The organism is Pedobacter frigiditerrae, from assembly GCF_004331645.1.
Taxonomy (GTDB): domain Bacteria; phylum Bacteroidota; class Bacteroidia; order Sphingobacteriales; family Sphingobacteriaceae; genus Pedobacter; species Pedobacter frigiditerrae.
The window spans coordinates 287,598-306,045 of sequence record NZ_SJSK01000005.1; the positions used below are offsets into that span (position 1 = coordinate 287,598).

At 40.5% G+C, this 18,448-nt stretch carries 13 protein-coding genes; 1 reads left to right on the plus strand and 12 read right to left on the minus strand.

The window, feature by feature from the left end; all coding sequences use genetic code 11:
• Window positions 1–298: 298 nt before the first annotated feature.
• The 12 genes from EZ428_RS18795 to EZ428_RS18850 all read right to left on the minus strand — a co-directional run bounded on the left by EZ428_RS18795 (window position 299) and on the right by EZ428_RS18850 (window position 16,784).
• Window positions 299–2,464 (minus strand): GH92 family glycosyl hydrolase, encoded by a 2,166-nt coding sequence (locus tag EZ428_RS18795; RefSeq protein WP_165501823.1) that lies wholly within the window; start codon window positions 2,462–2,464, stop codon window positions 299–301.
• Window positions 2,465–2,682: 218 nt separating this feature from the next.
• Entirely contained in the window at window positions 2,683–3,669 is a 987-nt protein-coding gene (locus tag EZ428_RS18800; RefSeq protein WP_131554748.1) for a hypothetical protein, read from the minus strand.
• Window positions 3,670–3,764: 95 nt separating this feature from the next.
• A complete protein-coding gene (locus EZ428_RS24120; protein WP_205945756.1) occupies window positions 3,765–5,306 on the minus strand; it encodes a family 16 glycoside hydrolase in 1,542 nt (513 codons plus the stop codon).
• A 53-nt stretch (window positions 5,307–5,359) separates the two neighbouring features.
• On the minus strand, window positions 5,360–7,366 hold the full coding sequence (locus tag EZ428_RS18810; RefSeq protein WP_131554749.1) for a glycoside hydrolase family 2 TIM barrel-domain containing protein: 2,007 nt from the start codon (window positions 7,364–7,366) through the stop codon (window positions 5,360–5,362).
• A gap of 79 nt (window positions 7,367–7,445) precedes the next feature.
• Window positions 7,446–8,786, minus strand: coding sequence for a Gfo/Idh/MocA family protein (locus tag EZ428_RS18815; RefSeq protein WP_131554750.1), 1,341 nt, complete (start codon window positions 8,784–8,786; stop codon window positions 7,446–7,448).
• 346 nt (window positions 8,787–9,132) lie between these two features.
• The gene (locus EZ428_RS18820; protein ID WP_131554751.1) at window positions 9,133–10,065 is read right to left on the minus strand and encodes an alpha/beta hydrolase; all 933 of its coding nucleotides are present in this window, start codon (window positions 10,063–10,065) and stop codon (window positions 9,133–9,135) included.
• 165 nt (window positions 10,066–10,230) lie between these two features.
• Window positions 10,231–11,328, minus strand: a complete 1,098-nt coding sequence (locus EZ428_RS18825; protein WP_131554752.1) for a bile acid:sodium symporter family protein — start codon at window positions 11,326–11,328, stop codon at window positions 10,231–10,233.
• A gap of 3 nt (window positions 11,329–11,331) precedes the next feature.
• Entirely contained in the window at window positions 11,332–12,324 is a 993-nt protein-coding gene (locus EZ428_RS18830) for an aldo/keto reductase (protein WP_131554753.1), read from the minus strand.
• A 250-nt stretch (window positions 12,325–12,574) separates the two neighbouring features.
• Window positions 12,575–13,027, minus strand: coding sequence for a GlcG/HbpS family heme-binding protein (locus EZ428_RS18835; RefSeq protein ID WP_131554754.1), 453 nt, complete (start codon window positions 13,025–13,027; stop codon window positions 12,575–12,577).
• Window positions 13,028–13,109: 82 nt separating this feature from the next.
• A complete protein-coding gene (locus EZ428_RS18840) occupies window positions 13,110–14,312 on the minus strand; it encodes a glycoside hydrolase family 88 protein (protein ID WP_131554755.1) in 1,203 nt (400 codons plus the stop codon).
• Between the two features lies 1 nt (window position 14,313).
• Window positions 14,314–15,600 carry a DUF4861 family protein gene (locus EZ428_RS18845; protein ID WP_131554756.1) on the minus strand — a complete coding sequence of 429 codons (1,287 nt, stop codon included), beginning with the start codon at window positions 15,598–15,600 and terminating at the stop codon, window positions 14,314–14,316.
• A gap of 50 nt (window positions 15,601–15,650) precedes the next feature.
• The gene (locus EZ428_RS18850) at window positions 15,651–16,784 is read right to left on the minus strand and encodes a hypothetical protein (protein WP_131554757.1); all 1,134 of its coding nucleotides are present in this window, start codon (window positions 16,782–16,784) and stop codon (window positions 15,651–15,653) included.
• Window positions 16,785–17,237: 453 nt separating this feature from the next.
• Between EZ428_RS18850 and EZ428_RS18855 the strand changes: the two genes are divergently transcribed.
• Window positions 17,238–18,425 carry a glycoside hydrolase family 88 protein gene (locus EZ428_RS18855; RefSeq protein WP_225871095.1) on the plus strand — a complete coding sequence of 396 codons (1,188 nt, stop codon included), beginning with the start codon at window positions 17,238–17,240 and terminating at the stop codon, window positions 18,423–18,425.
• Window positions 18,426–18,448: the final 23 nt, after the last annotated feature.

Consider the following 18,448-nt stretch of genomic DNA (forward strand, 5'->3'; position numbering starts at 1 on the left):
CAATTGGTTAATAATCCCCTTTAATGAGATTACCTATTTAAGACAAAGACAATGAAGTGATGGAGTACACCGCCGTAATAAATACTTAATTGATAACAATTGCCCTTAAAAACACAGGTCTGCCGATGGGATCTGCAGACCTGATATTTTAACCAATTTATAAAGACACGCTAACTATTAGTATATTTTCAAGCTGATAGACAGTTTAACGGAAGGAGTAAATTAAAGCTTTATGACTTATGCTTAATAATAGTGCTTCCAACCCTTGAATACTCACGGGCTGGGATCTTTCAGGTTTCTATTTAGCGTTTAATGGCTCAGCACCCATGTCAAATACCATGGTACCCCCATTTTTTATATCATCATAACCAATAATTGTTCCGGTAGCCTTTTTTCCGTTTATACTTACTCCGTTTACATAAATATTTTTTTCGGAAGCATTGGGTGCGCTAATGGTCAAAGTTTTACCATTGCCCATGTGCAACTTGGTTTTAGTAAACTGTGGCCCGGTTAAATAGTAAATATTTTGCCCCGCGTTAGGAAAAAAACCCATCGCAGAAAAAATGTACCATGAACTCATCGCTCCGCTATCGTCATTTCCCGGCACGCCTTTTTCAGTAAATCGCTCACGCATTAATTTTCGTACCCAATAACTGCTTAAATCACCTCTATCTGCATAATGAAAACCTTGTACAGCCAAGAAAGCTGGTTCGTTGTAATATTCGATCAAGTTCTTTTTAAAGCCGTACTCCAGTTTACTCACGAACTTTTCCTTACCGCCATTAAGTGCTACCAGTTTCTCAAAATCATGAGGCATGAACCAAGAGTAGGTCCAGCTGGTAGATTCGTAAAAATAATTTTTCCAAGATCCCGGATAAGTTTTAAAATCTATGTCCAGAAATTTCCCCGACAGCTCTTTCGGCACGATAAAACCCTTGAAGCCATCGCTTTGTGCATCCTTGTTCCATAAATTCACCCATTGCTTACTCCTGTCAAGGTATTTATGGTAATCGTCTGTTTTGCCCAGACCTCTTGCCACCAATGCGGTACAATAATCATTATAGGCATATTCTAGAGTCATGGAGCAGTTCATGATACCGGCAGGGATCCATCCTTTTTCTTTGTAGGTATTATTTGCGCTATCTTCCTTTCTCCATGCAAAACTTCCTAAGCGTTCTTGATCTGCATCATGCTTCAAAACCTTGTAAGCCTCTTCCCAATCAATCCCTTTAATACCTTTTAAGTAGGCGTCTGCTATAATATTATCCACATTATTACCACCCTGTTCGCTATTCATGTCATTACCATTTACAAAAGCATCTTTCACGACGCCATACTTTTTAAACCGGGCGATGAAAGAATTAACTGTTCCGCTAACCATATCCGGATTAATTAAAGTTTGCAAAGGGTACATGGTACGCCAAGTGTCCCAAACGGCAAAATGATTATCCCAAAAAGGCACATCTTTACCAAAATTTCGACTATCATTTGTTCGGTTGGCCGGCATTATTTGGGTATGGTACAGTGCGGTATAAAAAATAGATTTCTCCCTTTCAGTACCCCCTTCTACCTCAATTTTTTTCAAGGCCTTGTTCCATATTGATTTTGCATTACTTTTAACTTTTTCATAGTTAAAAGCCGGAATTTCCTGATTTAACCAAAGCTTAGCCTGTTCGATACTTTTAAATGAAACAGCAATTTTTAAATAAATCTCTTCATTTTCTTTGGTGATGAAATGAAGAATTGCCCCAACCCTATCACTTTTTTTAAGCAACTGTTGTGTGCTAGCGCCAGCCGTTATGTCTCCGTTTATCCAGGTAGAAATTTTAGATGGTTTTTTGCTAAGCTCAGCAACGAAATAAACTGGATAACTACCACCACCAAAACCACCTAAATAAACCCCGCTCCCAGTTATAAGATTTTCGTTGACGGTTATTTTCCCTTCAGAAACATGGCCGCCAATGCGGGTTTTAATATCCATTGGCAGGTTGTGCGTAATATCAACCAACAGACTCGCACTATTTGACTTTGGATAGGTAAAACGATAAATGGCACTATGATAGGAAGGGGTAACTTGTGTGGTGATATTGTACCTGTTTAATTTAACTCCATATTCGTAAGGAAAGGCTGTTTCGTTTGATTTAGGTGAGTCATGCGCAGCTTCGCCAACAGCAACTCCAATTTGCGGAGATAAAAACACCTGTCCATTGGTACCCCAACCCGTACCACTTACGTGCAATTGGCCAAAACCTCTTATGGGTTCTTTAGGATCGTAACCATCATCACTTCCATTTATGGTTTGCGGGCTTGGATTGATGGAACCAAAAGGCAGCTGTGGACCAACCACACAACTTGAGGCATCTGGACCGTCCAGTACGCCGATGAAATTATTTACATAATCTATTGGTTGTTTCTTTTGCGCATATCCTGTTGCTATACTACTTAAAAAAATGAATGCCCACATATAGAATTTACTGATCGGGCGGGCTGCCATGGGTAAAGAAAAAATACCTGTGCAATTATATGTTGCTGCATTGTTGAGCTTCATGAACGGATTTACTTAAATGTTTTTGCTTGAAAAATTACCTTAAAATACTCTCTTTGAAATTTATTGCCAGAATGCCAATTGGCTATATGCAATTGACTTATGTTTTGCCTAGCTCATATTATACCCCACTAACATTAGGGCTTTTTATTTTCCCATAACCTAAAATCATCCCAATATACCTGCAAGGTTTTTCCCTGAGATTTTACATAACTTATTAGTTCTTTAGATGTATAAAGCTTCATCGGGTTGTAACCAGTAAGTCCATTTGGTGCCGGGTCTTTCGTCATGTGGGTAAAATTATGCACATCAAAAACAACCTGCTTTGAGCCACCTTCTGGGGTAATGGCCATCCAAAAGCGGCCAGTTTTCGCATTACCTTCCTTGAAATAATACTCCATGGTAAACCATTTGCCTATTGGCACTTTTACCTTGGTGTTATTACCTGCCCACACTTCTTTTTGACCAGCATTTTCGGCATTTAGTATAAAGTTAAGCTCACTTGATTGAGCCGTAGGCTTGCCAATTCCAAGCGTTGTCCTAAACCCATAACGTTCGGTTTCTACCCACCACTCATTGTTCCAGAATTCTGTAATAGTACACCAGCTTATGCCATGGGGGTAGTTTTTTACCACCTCAAAGTCTTTAGTTAAAAAAACCCTTACCGATTGATAAATTTCTTTATATTCACCTTTTATCCCATACAAATTAGTTTGAATCCGGGCTTTCTGCTGACCTTCGGAAGCCAGCCATGAATCATCCAGCCAATACTTAAGCACGTGATTTTGGGGATTGCCAGGCTCGGGAACTACCTTTGCAAATCTTTTGGTAGAATCGCCACCAGTGTATTGCACCTCCATGTAACCGCCCTTTAATTCTGGAAACCAATCCTTATTCCAATTACTTTTACCCTTCAGCGAATTATCGTAACCTTCCATGTGTTCTTTTAAGGCACCGTGGTCATTGGTGTTTGGTTCCTGAACGACCTTGGTATTGCCCTCAAAGCCAGATTGAAAAACTAGCCTAGGTTTCGTTGTTGTTTTTTTACGCTTCTGAGCATCAACAGATAGTGTTAACAATCCGCAAATCAAAATGCATCCTAATGGTTTTAGTGACTTCATCATTGTGTGTTATGTTTAGTAGTAGTGTGCGTTTAGCCTAAAGTAGAAATGTAAAACAAGTCATCTGGGTTAATACAAAAGATCGCATCATGCACTTGTTATTTTTTTAACAACTTTTCTAGGTAAGCCAAACTAATGGGAACCTGAGTTGCTGTATGATCACTTTCATCTTCAATAAAATAATACTTGATGGCCGATGATTTTGCTGCTTTCATGACCTTTGAAAGGTTAATCTGACCCGTGCCAAGTGTCACATCATTGTTCACTGGCGTTACACCAGACAAATCACCTTTTACTCCTTTTTTTAAATCCTTAACGTGCATTAAACGGTACCTAGATCCATATTTTTTGATTAATGCTGCAGGGTCAGCTCCCGGATGAAAGGCCCATAACACATCTAATTCAAAACTTACATAGTCTGGGTCTGTATTGGCCATCAGATAATCGTAATAGGTTCCATCGCCATATTTGGCAAATTCATACCCATGGTTATGGTAACAGAATGTTAGGCCGAATTGCTCTTTTAAAATTTTACCAGCGGCATTAAAATCTTCTACCGTCTTTTTAGCGTCATTGATGGTAAAACCCACCTTATTATCATGAGGGACCCAAGCTACTCTTACAAAAGAGGCACCAAGTGTGCGGGCATTATTTGCAACCTCGTTTGTTTTTGTAACTAAATCTGAATAGGTAACACCGAAAGACGGACAAGACATCCCTCTATCATCCAGTAATTTACGTAATTCCGCCGCTGTTTTGCCGAAAAGGTTAGAAAACTCAATCGTATTAATACCCAATGTTTTAATATAATCTAAAGTAGCGGCAACATCCTTTTCAAAGCTTTTTCTAAAGGTGTAGGAAACCACCCCATAATTGGTGACTGCGCCAGTGGTCGATGTAAGCTCCTTTATTTTTATGTTTTTATAAAAAACCTTGTTCCCATGATCCTGAAGTAGAATATTCCCTCTGTTGATCAAGCCAAAGCCAGCAATATCCTTGTACTTACTCCCAGCCACCAACTGTTTAAAATACGTACCTCCACGTTCATATTCAATTAATTTTGTACCATTTAACCAATGCTCCACATGGTTGCCCCTAGCTATGACCCTAGCGGTGTTCCATTGGCCAACCGGCTTAACCGGTTTATCTACAGGTGCTGGAATCAGGTCATACAATGAACCTAGTTTACGATTACCGTCTTTCCCTAGCTTGGCATCCGGGTGGCGTTCATCATCCAACAGCTGAAACTCCAAGCCAAGGGCAGAACGTAGATTTTTAGGTGCCGGCTGGTTTGGATCCACAAAATATTTAATGCCACTGTTTGCACCTTCTGTAAGTTTAAAATCAATGCTGAGTTCAAAATCCCCATAGGTTTCTGTTGTAACAATATCGCCGCCATTTGTGGATTCAGCTCCGTCAGCAGGCTGCACGATCATACAACCATCCATAATTTCCCAACCAGTGGTTGGAAAACCACTTTTAAAAGCCCCTTTCCAACCATTGGTGGTTTTACCATCAAAAAGTATTTTCCAGCCCTGCTTTATTTCTGCATTAGTTAAGGTATTATCTTGGGATTTAGCCGAAAAGATGCTCATCATCAGTGTCAAACCGGCATAACATACTAGTTTTAAAAATTTCATTTTAGGGTTTTATCAGTTATTTAAAAATATACATAACCAAGGTATTTTGAAGATTATTTTTTACAAGTTAACACTAATGCATCGTTGCCTTTCAGTTGAACTCTAGTTCCCTTGGGTAAACTGCCATATAAGCTACCTGTAATCTTCCAACCATCTTTTAGCTTGATATCGCTATCGGCTTGCTGGGGATTATAATTAATAAGGACTATCACGGCTTCGCTTTCACTGATATAGTGTTCGGTAAGTCCCACCGATGTATTTCCCTGCTGTATGATGCGGTCTTTAATCAAAGGCTCGGCAATCTTTTTATAGATGGCACTGTAATTTGAATGTCCAGGCTCAAAGGAACCTGGCTTCTCGATGGCATTCATTTCCATGGGGAAGGTAAGTAAATAAATTTTACCTTTTCCGTAAGATGATTCGATGAATGCAGGGTTGCCGTCTGGTTCTTTTCCCAAAACCTTAGCATTTTTAGGGATGATGCTATACTTTCGAGCTGCTGGCATTTCAAAATTCAAACTTGCCCCTAATAAACTCGTAGAAGCGAATTTTAAAGCACCTCTCCTTTGTACATTGATGCTGATTTCTAAACCCAGTGGCTCTGCCAATGTAGGGAGATACGCATCATCTAGCGATAAATACAAAGTAGCACCCTGCTTTACCTTATCCAGTAATTTATACCAATAATCATTAAACACAGGATCGATACCCTTAAGTGAAGGAAGGATATACAAAGGTGCGTCCTTTAAATCCTGACCGGCTTTCTGAAACTGAAAATCAAAGCCTGCCTGTTTGGCCAATATGAAACCAGCATAGGCCACTGGCCAGCTTGCTTGCCCTTCGGTAAGGATATAAACCGCTTCTGTTTTGCGTGGAGGCAGGTTTTTAAAAGGTAGTTTATCGATAAATTCGCTAAATTTCTTAAACGCTGCAAGTACAGGCTTAGGCGTACGGTCTTCTCTTATAAGGCCTAGCTCTCCTTCTACCGATGCGTAATTATAGGGCGGATATTTAAAACTCACCTGATCATAAGCGCACCACCAGAAAGTGCCCCTGCAATCATGGGCCCAATTAGAAAACAATGCGGTTCGGGCAAATGCCACCTTTTCATTTTCTCCTCCTGTCATCGGCCCCATGACACCTGTTTCTTCCAACAAAGCTGGTTTTCCGCCAATATCACCGTACATTTTAGTTTCGGCTGCGCCATGCAAAATAGTTCTCATGGTGTTTATCCCGTCCTGACTGGCGTATGGTGTCCATAAGGAATACGGATGGGTCGTTAAAATGTCGGTAGTGGCAGCCTGGTCCACAATGCGCCAGGGATCTTTATTTGAGGGACTTAAACTATGCATACCCGATATGACTGGGCGAGATGGATCGGCACTCTTGATGGCTCCAGCCATTACCGCTGACCAAACATAGCCTTGATTGGGGTTCGTGATTTTTTCCATGACATTGCATTCATTGCCAAAATCCCAGGCAAGTATAGCCTCGTGATATTTGAAACGATTAACAAAGGTGCTTATGAATTTATGTTGCCAGGCCATGGATTCCGGGTCAGTTATGATATTTTTACCTTCCAGTGCAGGTGGAACATATAGTTGCCCACTCATCCAGCCGGTAATTAAACCTACTACCAGTTTAAGATTATACTTTTTAGCCAGATCTGCCATCGTTTTAAAATGATCCAGTTGCTCCTCACTCATCCCATTGGCAGCAGCACCTGTGGATGGTAAAGGTTGCCCGTTTTTAAAGGCGATGTATTTGCGCTCGCCTTCACCCGCATAAATCTGGTGTATAGGCTGAAAATCAGGCCAGAGTGGAAAAACCCTTAATACTTTTATGCCGTTTTCAGAAAGTTGTTTAAAATCGGCCTCTACCACTTGTGGCCTCCAATCACTCCAGGTATGGGTACCGGCATGTGAAGCCCAATAATTACATCCAATAAGAAAAGCGCCAGGAGTATTTAGCACATTTTCTTGACAATAAACTTTAGCTGGCAAGCCCAATATGGCAATCAGACCAAAGAAATAATTCCACTTTTTTATATACTTTAACATTCTTTTAAGGTTTTAAGCACATTTTAATCCAATTATTTTCAGTGCTTGAGTTGATTTTTTTATTATTATTCTTATATCGTTACACTTTTACTTCCCAACCTTTTTCATACTCCCTGCTCCACAGCTTCATGGCATCTTTATCGTTTAAAATATGTCCGTTCGCAGGGTCGCATTTGAGCTGCCTACCCACCCGATAGGAAATATTGCCCAATTGAGGTAAAAGCGTTGATTTGTGCCCTTCAAGAATGGGGGCATTCAGTTTTTCATTTCCTCGGATAGATTCTATAAAGTTTAACATGTGAGCTCCTTCTAATGCCGCCAATGGACTTACGGTGTTGGTGCCATCATATGGTGTGCTATCGTTCACTTCAAGCTTTAGCTTATTTTCAGAATCGTATACTTTATAGCTATTTCCGCCATTATAAACAATGGTTCCCTTATCGCCATAAAATACAACACCACGTTCTGATCCTTCTGATTTAAAGTTATTGCAGCTTCTACCCTCCCATGTACAGGCGGTGTTATTCGCAAACTTGTATGTAATTGTTTGTGTATCGGGAGTTTCCCAGTCATCCTGGAAATGAAAGCGCCCTCCTGAGGAAACCACTTCAGTCGGATAATCTACACCAAGGCCCCAACGTATCACATCCAATTCGTGGGTGCCATTGTTTAAAGACTCCCCTGTTCCCCAATTCCAGAACCAATGCCAGTTATAGTGCAAAACGTTAGAGCGAAAGGCTGTACGTGGTGCGGGGCCTTGCCACAAGTCGTAGTTAAGTTCTGCAGGTGGGGCAATTAATTTACCATGCCCTATGGTTTTGCGGTTATTGGTATACCATGCCCTTGCAAAATAGGTGCGACCGATGATGCCTTCATGAATAGACTTGATCATTTGCTTGACATTGCTAAATGTTCGCCTCTGGCTCCCCATTTGTACCATACGATTATATTTAGCAGTAGCTTGAACCAACAATTCGCCCTCACGGGGGTTATGACTGCAAGGCTTTTCCACATATACGTGTTTTCCAGCTTGTAGACCCAAAATTGCCGCAGGAGCATGCCAATGATCTGGTGCGGCAATGACCATGGCATCCATCTCTTTCACTTCCAGCATTTTTCTAACATCTGTAAAGCCCTTAGGCCTTTTCCCCGTCAACTTCTCAATTGTATCCTGGGTACGTGCAAGTACGTTTGCATCCACGTCGCATATAAACGCGACCTCGGCATTTGGCAATGCGGCAAAGCTTTTGGCCAAAAACGTACCCCTGCCATTTACACCCATGAAACCTACCGCTACCTTATTATTGGGCGAGCCACTAAAAAAGCTGTTGGCAGAAGATAGGGTTGGAGCCAATAGCATACTGCTAACAGCAACAGCTGTTTTTTTGATAAAATCCCTTCTTTTGTTGGAGTCTTCCATATTCGGTTCTACTTTATTTCATTTGTTTACCCGCCCATAAGCAGTGAGATAGCTGCTGGTACGTTGTAATGTTCACGTGCAAGCACCATAGACCTTATCTATGATACAAGCGAAACCCGCTTCACGAAATTCCATTTCAGAATTTGTTATCCTTATTTGCTTATAAAGAATGATTGTGTGCAGGTAGCCGTCACTACTGAAAGACAATTAAAACATGCCCAAGGAGTACAGGAAAAAATTTTTCAGCCAACAACAAGATTTTGATATATCCAAAGCCTTGATTGCATATTAAAAGGACCCAAATAAAACACTGATAATTAGCGCAAAGCCCATCAAACAACCTAGATCATTTAATTTTAGGCAAACTTGGAATGAAACCGTTCTGGATAAGAAAATTAACCCCTCTATCGAACCATTTGTCTGGAGTGGAGCCATTATTTAAACCGTAACCATGGCTACCGGATTGGTACAAGTGCATTTCTGCCTTTACATCTTCTTTTAGCAAAGCCTCATAAAATTTAAGGCTGTTTTGGATAGGTACATGTTTATCATTTTCAGAGTGGACTAAAAATGTTGGTGGAGTTTGTGGCGTAACCTGCTTTTCGTTAGAGTATAAGTCGATTTGTGCAGGGCTGGCATCCTGACCTAAGAGTTTTACCTGCGACCCACGATGAGCAAATTCGCCAAAAGTAATGACGGGGTAAATAAGCATCATGAAATCAGGGCGTATGCTGGTATTATTAGGGTTAGCAATCAGTACTTTGTTGAAATGTGTTCCAGCAGTAGAGGCCACATGTCCACCAGCAGAAAAGCCGATTATTCCAATTTTGGCAGGATTTAAGCCCCATTCCCTGGATCGCTCCCTTACCAGCTGGACAGCTCGTTGAGCATCCTGTAAGGAGCCGATAGACTTATCGGCCATGATTTTGTCGCTAGGCAGGCGATATTTTAAGACGAAGGCGGTAATCCCTATTTCGTTAAATTTTCTGGCCACCTCCGCCCCTTCGCTCTCTACAGCTAAAAAACCATACCCACCACCGGGACAAATCACAATCGCTGCCCCGTTAGCCTTATCGCTTGCCGGAAAATACGGGGTAATGGAAGGGTCGGTCACCATACGCACATTGTTCAATTCCCTTGTTTCCAAATAATCTGCTGGCGCTTTTTTACTATTGGGGACACCATTGGGATACAAAAAAATGGCGGGCTGCTGGCAAAAGATTTCAGTATTGAAGGTTAGCAAGGCTACGGCCAACAAAATAAATGAGCTTAGTTTCATAATTGCAGGTAATTTATAGTTATATAGGTAAGCATTGGTTTTGGTTCATAAAACCTAAAAAGTTGTTGTACTTAATAACATCTATAGTTATATTATTAATGCACAGTCAAAAAAAGACAAAGCTTAATCCTAAATAAAGTTAAAACATCTAAACATTGCAGGACATCAAATATCATCTGCTGATTTCAACTCTTTCTCGGGTGGTTTACTGCCCCACCATGTTGCAATTAAAGAGAAGGTTGTATTCATAATTGGACCATTTACTGCTGGAGCTAGGCCTACAGTAGCAATTTTACCCATTTGTACCGCAATGCCCGATGCCAAGCCCCCATTCTGCATACCAACCTCTATGGCAATAGTACGGCTGTTTAATTTGGACAGGCCAAATAGACGTCCTCCCCAGTAGCCTAATAACACGCCGATTGTCATGTGCAAGAACATCGCAAAAACCAGTGCCATACCTACGTGCAGCATGTTATCACGGCCTGCAGCTGTAATAATAATAATGATACATGCAATGCCAGCCATTGAGATTTTTGGCATTACCTTATCTATCCAGAGCGCTTTTTTATGAAAAAAATGATTGATGAAAACGCCCAGAAAAATAGGAATGATTACCAGTTTTAAAATATCAATAAACATGTCTAGAAAACTTACCGGCACAAATTGCCCACCCAAAAGTTTCATTAATAAAGGCGTCATTAACGGAGCAAGTAAGGTAGAAACAGCAGTTATCGTAACTGATAAGGGTAAATTAGCTTTCGCAATAAATGCGATAACATTACTTGCCAAACCACTGGGCATACAGCCCACCAAAACCACCCCTGCGGCAATTTCTGGCGGAAATCCAAACATTTTGGCAATGGCAAATCCTACAAAGGGCATGATGGTATAATGGCAGAGCACACCTACTAATACAGCCTTAGGCATTTTTAACACACCCGAGAGGTCATGCCAACCCATGGTACAGCCTACACCAAAGGTGATGAGCTGCAATAATGGAACAATTAATTTTTTGAGATGAAAATCACCTAGCTGAATAAAATACTGGGGAAACGTCATCGAAACACTAACTGAGGCCAAAATAATAACAGTGTAAGCAAACTTACCCAGGGCTTTTGTTTGCACCATGTAACCGGAAAGAAATAGCCAAAAAGCAGTCAGGATGAGGCCAGCCTCTATATTTTGATCACTAGCAAACAAGTATAGCGCTACAACAAGCAAGATAAGGGTTGCTACTAGAAATACTCTTTTAAGAATCATAATTTATAAGGATAAATCCATGTCAAGTAAAGCGGTGTTGATTATGGCTAACTCTGTAGGTGTTAGCTTAAAGCTTGCGGCTTTTACATTATCAAGCATTTGAGCGGCATCCCTGGCTCCTACCAATACCGAGGTAATGGCTGGTTGTTGCATTGTCCAGTTAATGGTTAATTGAGCCAAGCTGATGTTTCGGTCTGTAGCAATTTGCTGGATATTTTCAAGCACTTTCATCACTTCTTTATGGTTATGCTCTTTAAAGTATGGCGTGTTTGGCCTGTGGTCGCCTTCGTTAAAAATATGCCCAGGTTTAATTTTACCCGTTAATAAACCTTTTTGTAACGAAGTATGAGGCAAGATTCCAATCCCGTTTTCCATGCAAAAAGGCACCATATCTTTTTCTATACCGCGATTAACCATGCTATAAGCTAGCTGATTGGTTGAAATGGGTAATACCGCGTTAGCCCTTGTTAACAAATCAACTGGGCAATTGCATACACCAGCCGCCCTAATTTTACCCTGCTGTATTAAAATTTCCAAAGCCTCCATTGTCTCTTCAATTGGCGTGGTGCTATCGGGCCAGTGCATTTGCAGTAGATCAATATAATCAGTTTGGAGGCGTTTTAAACTACGTTCGCATTCTTCGATCACACTTTGCTTGCCGTTAAATTTGTAGACTTTTACTGGCTTACCGTCATTATCTTTAGTATCAAAAGCAAAGTCCCCATCTTCAGCATCCCAGATCATCCCGAACTTTGTTAATAATTGAACCTGATCCCGTTTACCCTTAACGGTGTTTCCAACAACCGTCTCGCTATGCCCCATTCCATATACTGGTGCAGTATCTATGGTAGTAACACCATTGTCTATTGCCGCTTCTATGGCTTTGATCGCCTCGCCCTCATCCGCACCACCCCAAAACCAGCCCCCGATAGCAAATGCGCCATAAGTGATGGGAGAAAGCATGATATTTGTACCCGGTAATTGCTTATTGTTCATGTTTTTGTCTTTATTTTTCTTTTTATTTTAATTGAAGTCCTTTGGCATTACTGGCCGAGGATGGATGACTATAGGTTTTTTTCTATATTTTCTATCTACATCAACTTACCCCGTAGGGTCTTATTTTTTTTAGGATGAATGCCGTTTTTCTGCAGCAATGGCCGGCCATCTTCGTTGACTGGGATCTTATAGCATTCGTTTGATTCTTTTACCATTTAATAACCACCGTCTTCAAATCAAGAAATAGGCTTTACGACAATGCCAAACTATCTCTTCCATATTCGGCTAATTCGTTGTCCTGCAACACTAAATCACCCTCTACTTTTTTACCTTTTCTGCCACTTACGCCGATGCCGCCAATTATCTGGCCGTTATAGGTAAGGATGATGCCTCCGGTAAATCCGGAAAAATTATCGTCCGTCCAGTTGCGCATGTCAAAATCAACCGTTTTTTCATTTTTAGGAAAGGAAGCCCAGTTGATAGTATCTTTTTGACCTAACACGGCAGAGTATGCTTTACTTTGCGCCAATTTGATACTGGCTGGAGCCACGTTATCCATGGCAGAAAAAGCTTTGAGCCGAGCAGCTGCATCTACCACGGCTACCGCTACGGGTGCTCCACCATCGGCTACTGCAACAGCAATAATTTTATTTACGATTTGCATTGCTTCAACTGTTGTAATGCAAAGTATGGTTAAAGGCATATTTTTATTTATTAATTGAAAACCCAAAAGGATTTTTAAAAGCCTTTTTGGGTGCTAAAACTTGCGTTCGTGTAACTCGGATTTACCTTGTCATTTCATCCGCTGCAAGCATAATGATGCCCGGTACAAAACCACGGAAGTTCTTGTCCATTAAGTCAACTTTCTTCTCTTCAGCAGTAACTGCCCAACCCGTATAGGCGTTATGAACCTTCCCTTCTGTATCTACACTTTGTTTGATATAGTCCCAACCTTTAGCACATAAACCGTTGTAGTTTGCCGGAATCCAGCCGTTTCTCATCCCCTCCTTCACAGAGGCAATGACCATGGCAATTCCGGTAACTTCTTCGGGCGATGAAGGATCATCAACCAATACGTGCAGTCCGCCGTTTTTACTTTGATATTTTACAGCACCATCTGCAATGGTTTTCATAGCAGCAGCTGCTACTTTAAAATACGGATGCGTTTTAGGGAGGTAGCGTAATAAGCCAGAAATTGCCCAAATTAACCAGCCTTGCGAACGGCACCAATAGGTTTTGGCTGGCTCGCCTTTAAACAAACCCGTACGTACAATACCTTTTTCCTTATCCAGAAAATATTTTATACCCTGATCTAATTGAAATATGGATTGTTTCCAATACATATCGGCAGAGCCTTTATCAGTACTTAATGAAGCGGCTATGGCGTTAGAACGGGTAGCCCAATAAGCGGTATCAGGAATCGCAAAATCCATATAGTTGTAATCATCGTGAGCCAGCATACCAAACCTATCCCGGCCTGCATAATGCAAGATAGCATCGGCCACATCAAAACAAACCCGTTTAGCTTTTAGGTCTTTTGTTTGCCTGTAAAGTTCGTGCACCGGAAAAGCAACGCCCAGATTGGCAGAATAAATAACGAAAGCAAGTGGACCATCTCTTAAAATACGAGCACGTGGGCCTTCATATTGTTTGTAGTATTCTTCGTCTGTTAATTTATTATCGTGCGTTACATGATAATCAAACCATTTTTTCGAATAATCCAATCCTTCTTTATATCCGCGATTAGCAAAACGAAGCAATCCTTCAATTTGTATAGTTCCATCCCAGTCAGTATTAACAGTTTTAAATTCTGCCTTTAAAGTGTTTCTTACTAGCTGTTTGATGTTGTTGGGGAGTTTATCGGGTAGGCCGGCAGCAGCTGTTAAACCATAAAAAGTTTCGGCATTTTCGGCCTTGCTTAATAATGGGGCCAACAAGCTGCCAGTTGTTAAAGACATGACTAATCCTGCAAATTCTCTTCTTTCCATTTTATTTTTTTGTATGTTGTATAACGGTTATTTCTATAGGATTAGCCAAACGGTCAGCAGTTTCCTGTAAGTATTTTTCAAAGCCTTCTTTGGTAGAAAACATGGTATCTGTTTTTTCCCAGCAAGCAAAAAAACGAAGGCTATTCATTTCCTTTTTTACTGGTTTCAAGGCAATGTATGATGTATTTGGAATACTATCGGCCGCAAGTGTGGTTGCATGCCCTGCATATTGGTTGGCCTGGAATAAAATGGCCAGTCCCAATTTAGTTTGGGTACCATCGGCCTGTGGGCCATATAGCGAAACAGAACTAAATTTTTTGTTATGCTTTTTATAAACAAATGGGTTAGTACCGAAATTGGCCATACCCGAAATGAGGTGTTGACTTTCGGCCAAATTAAGCTTAACCTGATTGAAGTAAAAATAGTCGCCCCTGGTTATTGATAATTGCTCTGTTCCATTTTTTAACAGTGCGGCAACATCCCAATTGGTAAAATCAAGTTTATAACAAGCTTTTAAGGGCCCCTCGTAAAGTGCTTTAAATGTAGTATTATCCGCATCGGCCAGACGGAAAATTTTTCCTTGTTGCTTAACACCAAGCGCACCGGCTCCCAATGAATTTCCGGTACGTAAAATATCCATACCCCAGCTTTGTAAAGTATGCCAGCTTCCGGTTAAGCCAACCTCATCAAGAACAGGTGTTGCCATCAGTTTACCATAAATATCTTTTCCATTACGCTTATCAAAAAAGCTCCTGAAAGCAATTTTATCATTTTCAATACCTGGACCTTCCATTTGATACGCCGGGTTAGCGATGTTTTGTGTAAATCCACGCTGCCGTTCTAAATAATTTATTTCTTTTTCAGGCTGCTGTGTTTTGCTTTTTAAACTGAAACGAATATTAGTAGCTTTTTCAAAGTTTGGGTAATCTACTTTTTTAATCCATATTACAGCAATTTTATCTTTGGCGAGGGCTTTAATGCTTACTTCAACTAATAGTTCATCCCATTGTCCGTCCATATCTTCATCAACCAGCTGGCTTATACACACTTTGTTTCCCTGTTTTAATAGGGGATAACTATGAACCGGAATGCTTGCAAAATCATTCTTATTAACACATATCACCTCTTTATCCCTGTTTATATTAAGTTTATTACTTATCAGGAGGTATTCATCAGCTTTAGTTTGTGAAAACCCAACCCTAGCCCCAAATACAGATAATAAACCTATTAAACCCATTTGTATAATTTTACCACTAAATGTCCATTTCAATAAAAATGAAGTATGCATTTGCAACGGTTCTATAATTTTTTCAATGTGAGTGTTATAAAATTAAGCGGCTAAGGCGTTATTGCCCCAGCAGTGGGCAACCTGTTTTCATGTATTTCAAGATCATCCCAATATATCATTAATGATTTTCCAGCATCTTGAAAAGGTTTAACAGCAGCCGCACTGCAATATAATTTCATCGGGTTAAAGCCGTTAAAACCAGTTGGATTGGTGTTAAGGCGATGCACGTTAGTAGCATATTTATCACAAAGCTTGTTCCAGACACCTGTATTGGTAGCATTTACATCACGTACCGCAAAATAACTTCTTCCTGAGTTTATATCACCTTCCTTAAGGTATATCTCTGCTTCCAACCATTTCCCGGCGGTTACTTTATAATTTAGATTTTCTACTTTCCATATATTTACTGGTGCTGAATTTACGCCCATCTCGTCACAGGTCATGATAAAATTAAACTTGGTTGTACTTAAATTATTCGGCCTGGTAATATAAACACATATCCTGGAATCCTTACCGGTGGTAGTGGGTACGTGATTCCTAAATTCCCATAACAACAACCAATCGCCTGCTCCCGGTATTGGAAAGCTGGAGGCCTGAAGCAAATTAAAATCAGTTGGAAGGTAAAACTTGACTTTTTGATAATATTCCCTGATATCAGACGATACTGCCTTGTCTGAAGTGGTGGCATTAGGTGCAAGCGATTGAGAAAACATTTCAGCAGCTACACGGCCCTTCATCACGCTACCCTCTGGAATTACCGCATTGGTGAGCCTGAAACTAAGCACATTTGCACTGCTATTGCTATTCACATCGCTCACAGGGTTGGGTATTATTTCGGCCCTACGGTCGGCATAATTGCCCATTTCGTAATTTAGACGGAACATTTTATATTTAACTGGACTTGAAGTTTCCAGGTTATCTATCCAATTACTATTGGCTAAATTAATAGTCGTACCCTTGATATCTTCCCCTTGGGCAGTCGGATTGGAAACAATTTGAGGATAGTTTGTATTAGTGATCATCCCAGGCTCAAAACCAGATTGAAACACTAAGGCCTCAGGCTTGGACGGAACGCTTGGAATAACGACTGGTGGCTCAGGATTTAGCGGTGTTTTTGTTGCCTTTTTACAGCCGAAAAAGGTTGCAAGTAAAAGAAGCCCTAAAAGCAAGTTATTTTTTATCATGACATGAACAGTTTATAGGTTATATTATCTTAATTATTTAAGTAAAGGTTTTTAATGAGCGACCGACAAAGGTGACTTATCAATGATAAGCGGACACCAGCTTTGTTATATTATGTTTCTAAATATAAATGTTAGACAAAATAGATTTTGCTTAGGAGTACATCGATAGAAAATATTTACACCAGTAGCAGGCAAATCAAAAAATCGCTTGTATGGTAACCCTGCTCAGCTTGCTTAGTGGATTGCTAACTCCAATCCACCCCGAATTTACGCCTGCTTATCAATTAGAGACATAAAGTATTGACTAATTGTTAGCAAAGCAACCAAAATGATAATAGTCCTGGCTTATATTGTTAGTGTTTCTTAAGCCATAAACACGGCATCTTTTTAATAACCATGTACCCTTTCCAATGGTTGGCTGTGTCTTGATGATGAACTTAAACATATTATAGATTGAAAAACATATTAAAAACAGCTGTTTTAGCAACCCTAGTCTTCTTGATGGCTGAGCCAACTTTAGCACAAGCGCAATTAAATGTTGCGAAGGAAATTAAATATGCAGAGGCGCAGTATAAAGGAATGCTGTTCACCCATAAGGATTTAAGCAAATTCCCACAGTCCATCTCTACAGATGGGAATGCCCGGGATATGCCTTCTGAATGGTGGTGCAGTGGTTTCTTTGGTGGGTCCTTGTGGTATTTATACGAGTACACAAAAGATGATTATTGGAGAAAAGCGGCCCACAAATGGACCATGGCCGTGGAGAAGGAAAAAGCTAATACCAGCACGCACGATTTGGGTTTTATGCTTTATTGCCCTTTTGGAAATGGCTATCGCTTAACCAAAAACCCTATTTACAAAAATATCATGTTGCAGGGCGCTCAATCCTTGGCTACCCGATTTAACCCTCGATATGGAGTTATCAAATCATGGGATGGCTGGAAAGAATACGATTACCCCGTTATTATAGACAACATGATGAATCTGGAATTCCTATTTTGGGCAGCTAAGACTTCGGGCGACAAAAAATTATATGATCTTTCGGTCGTACATGCCGACAACACCCTCAGAAATCATTTTAGAGATGATTACAGCAGTTACCATGTTGTATGTTACGGCGAAGCTGGAAAGGTGCTTGCCAAAAAAACACATCAAGGTTTAGCGGACAGTTCTGCGTGGAGCCGAGGGCAAGGATGGGCCTTGTATGGGTATACCGTTATGTACCGGGAGACAAAAAACAAAAAATACCTTGAACTGGCCGAAAATGTAGCGAAGTTTGTATTAAATCATCCAAACCTGCCAAAAGATAAAATACCGTATTGGGATTTCAATGCTCCTGGCGAGGAACGCGATGCTTCTGCAGCGGCGGTAATAGCATCGGGCTTACTGGAATTGAGCCAATACAGCAACCTCAATAGCAAGCTATATTTTAATACGGCAAAAATGATGCTTACCAGCCTAGCATCCCCAACTTACAAAGCAAAAATAGGAACCAATCGATCTTTTATATTAAAACACAGTGTAGGTTCTAAACCACATCAGTCTGAAGTCAACGTCCCTTTGGTTTATGCTGATTACTATTACCTGGAAGCATTGCTCCGTTACGATCTAATAACTAAAAAGAGAAAGCTAGTGTTTTAAGCTGTCTGGAAATAACATTTATC

Bases quoted from the DNA above. Each gene is read 5' to 3' on its own strand.
- EZ428_RS18850 (WP_131554757.1), bottom strand. From the start codon at position 16,784: ATGATAAAAAATAACTTGCTTTTAGGGCTTCTTTTACTTGCAACCTTT.
- EZ428_RS24120 (WP_205945756.1), bottom strand. From the start codon at position 5,306: ATGAAATTTTTAAAACTAGTATGTTATGCCGGTTTGACACTGATGATG.
- EZ428_RS18840 (WP_131554755.1), bottom strand. From the start codon at position 14,312: ATGGAAAGAAGAGAATTTGCAGGATTAGTCATGTCTTTAACAACTGGC.
- EZ428_RS18845 (WP_131554756.1), bottom strand. From the start codon at position 15,600: ATGCATACTTCATTTTTATTGAAATGGACATTTAGTGGTAAAATTATA.
- EZ428_RS18815 (WP_131554750.1), bottom strand. From the start codon at position 8,786: ATGGAAGACTCCAACAAAAGAAGGGATTTTATCAAAAAAACAGCTGTT.
- EZ428_RS18820 (WP_131554751.1), bottom strand. From the start codon at position 10,065: ATGAAACTAAGCTCATTTATTTTGTTGGCCGTAGCCTTGCTAACCTTC.
- EZ428_RS18795 (WP_165501823.1), bottom strand. From the start codon at position 2,464: ATGTGGGCATTCATTTTTTTAAGTAGTATAGCAACAGGATATGCGCAA.
- EZ428_RS18825 (WP_131554752.1), bottom strand. From the start codon at position 11,328: ATGATTCTTAAAAGAGTATTTCTAGTAGCAACCCTTATCTTGCTTGTT.
- EZ428_RS18835 (WP_131554754.1), bottom strand. From the start codon at position 13,027: ATGCCTTTAACCATACTTTGCATTACAACAGTTGAAGCAATGCAAATC.
- EZ428_RS18810 (WP_131554749.1), bottom strand. From the start codon at position 7,366: ATGTTAAAGTATATAAAAAAGTGGAATTATTTCTTTGGTCTGATTGCC.
- EZ428_RS18800 (WP_131554748.1), bottom strand. From the start codon at position 3,669: ATGATGAAGTCACTAAAACCATTAGGATGCATTTTGATTTGCGGATTG.
- EZ428_RS18830 (WP_131554753.1), bottom strand. From the start codon at position 12,324: ATGAACAATAAGCAATTACCGGGTACAAATATCATGCTTTCTCCCATC.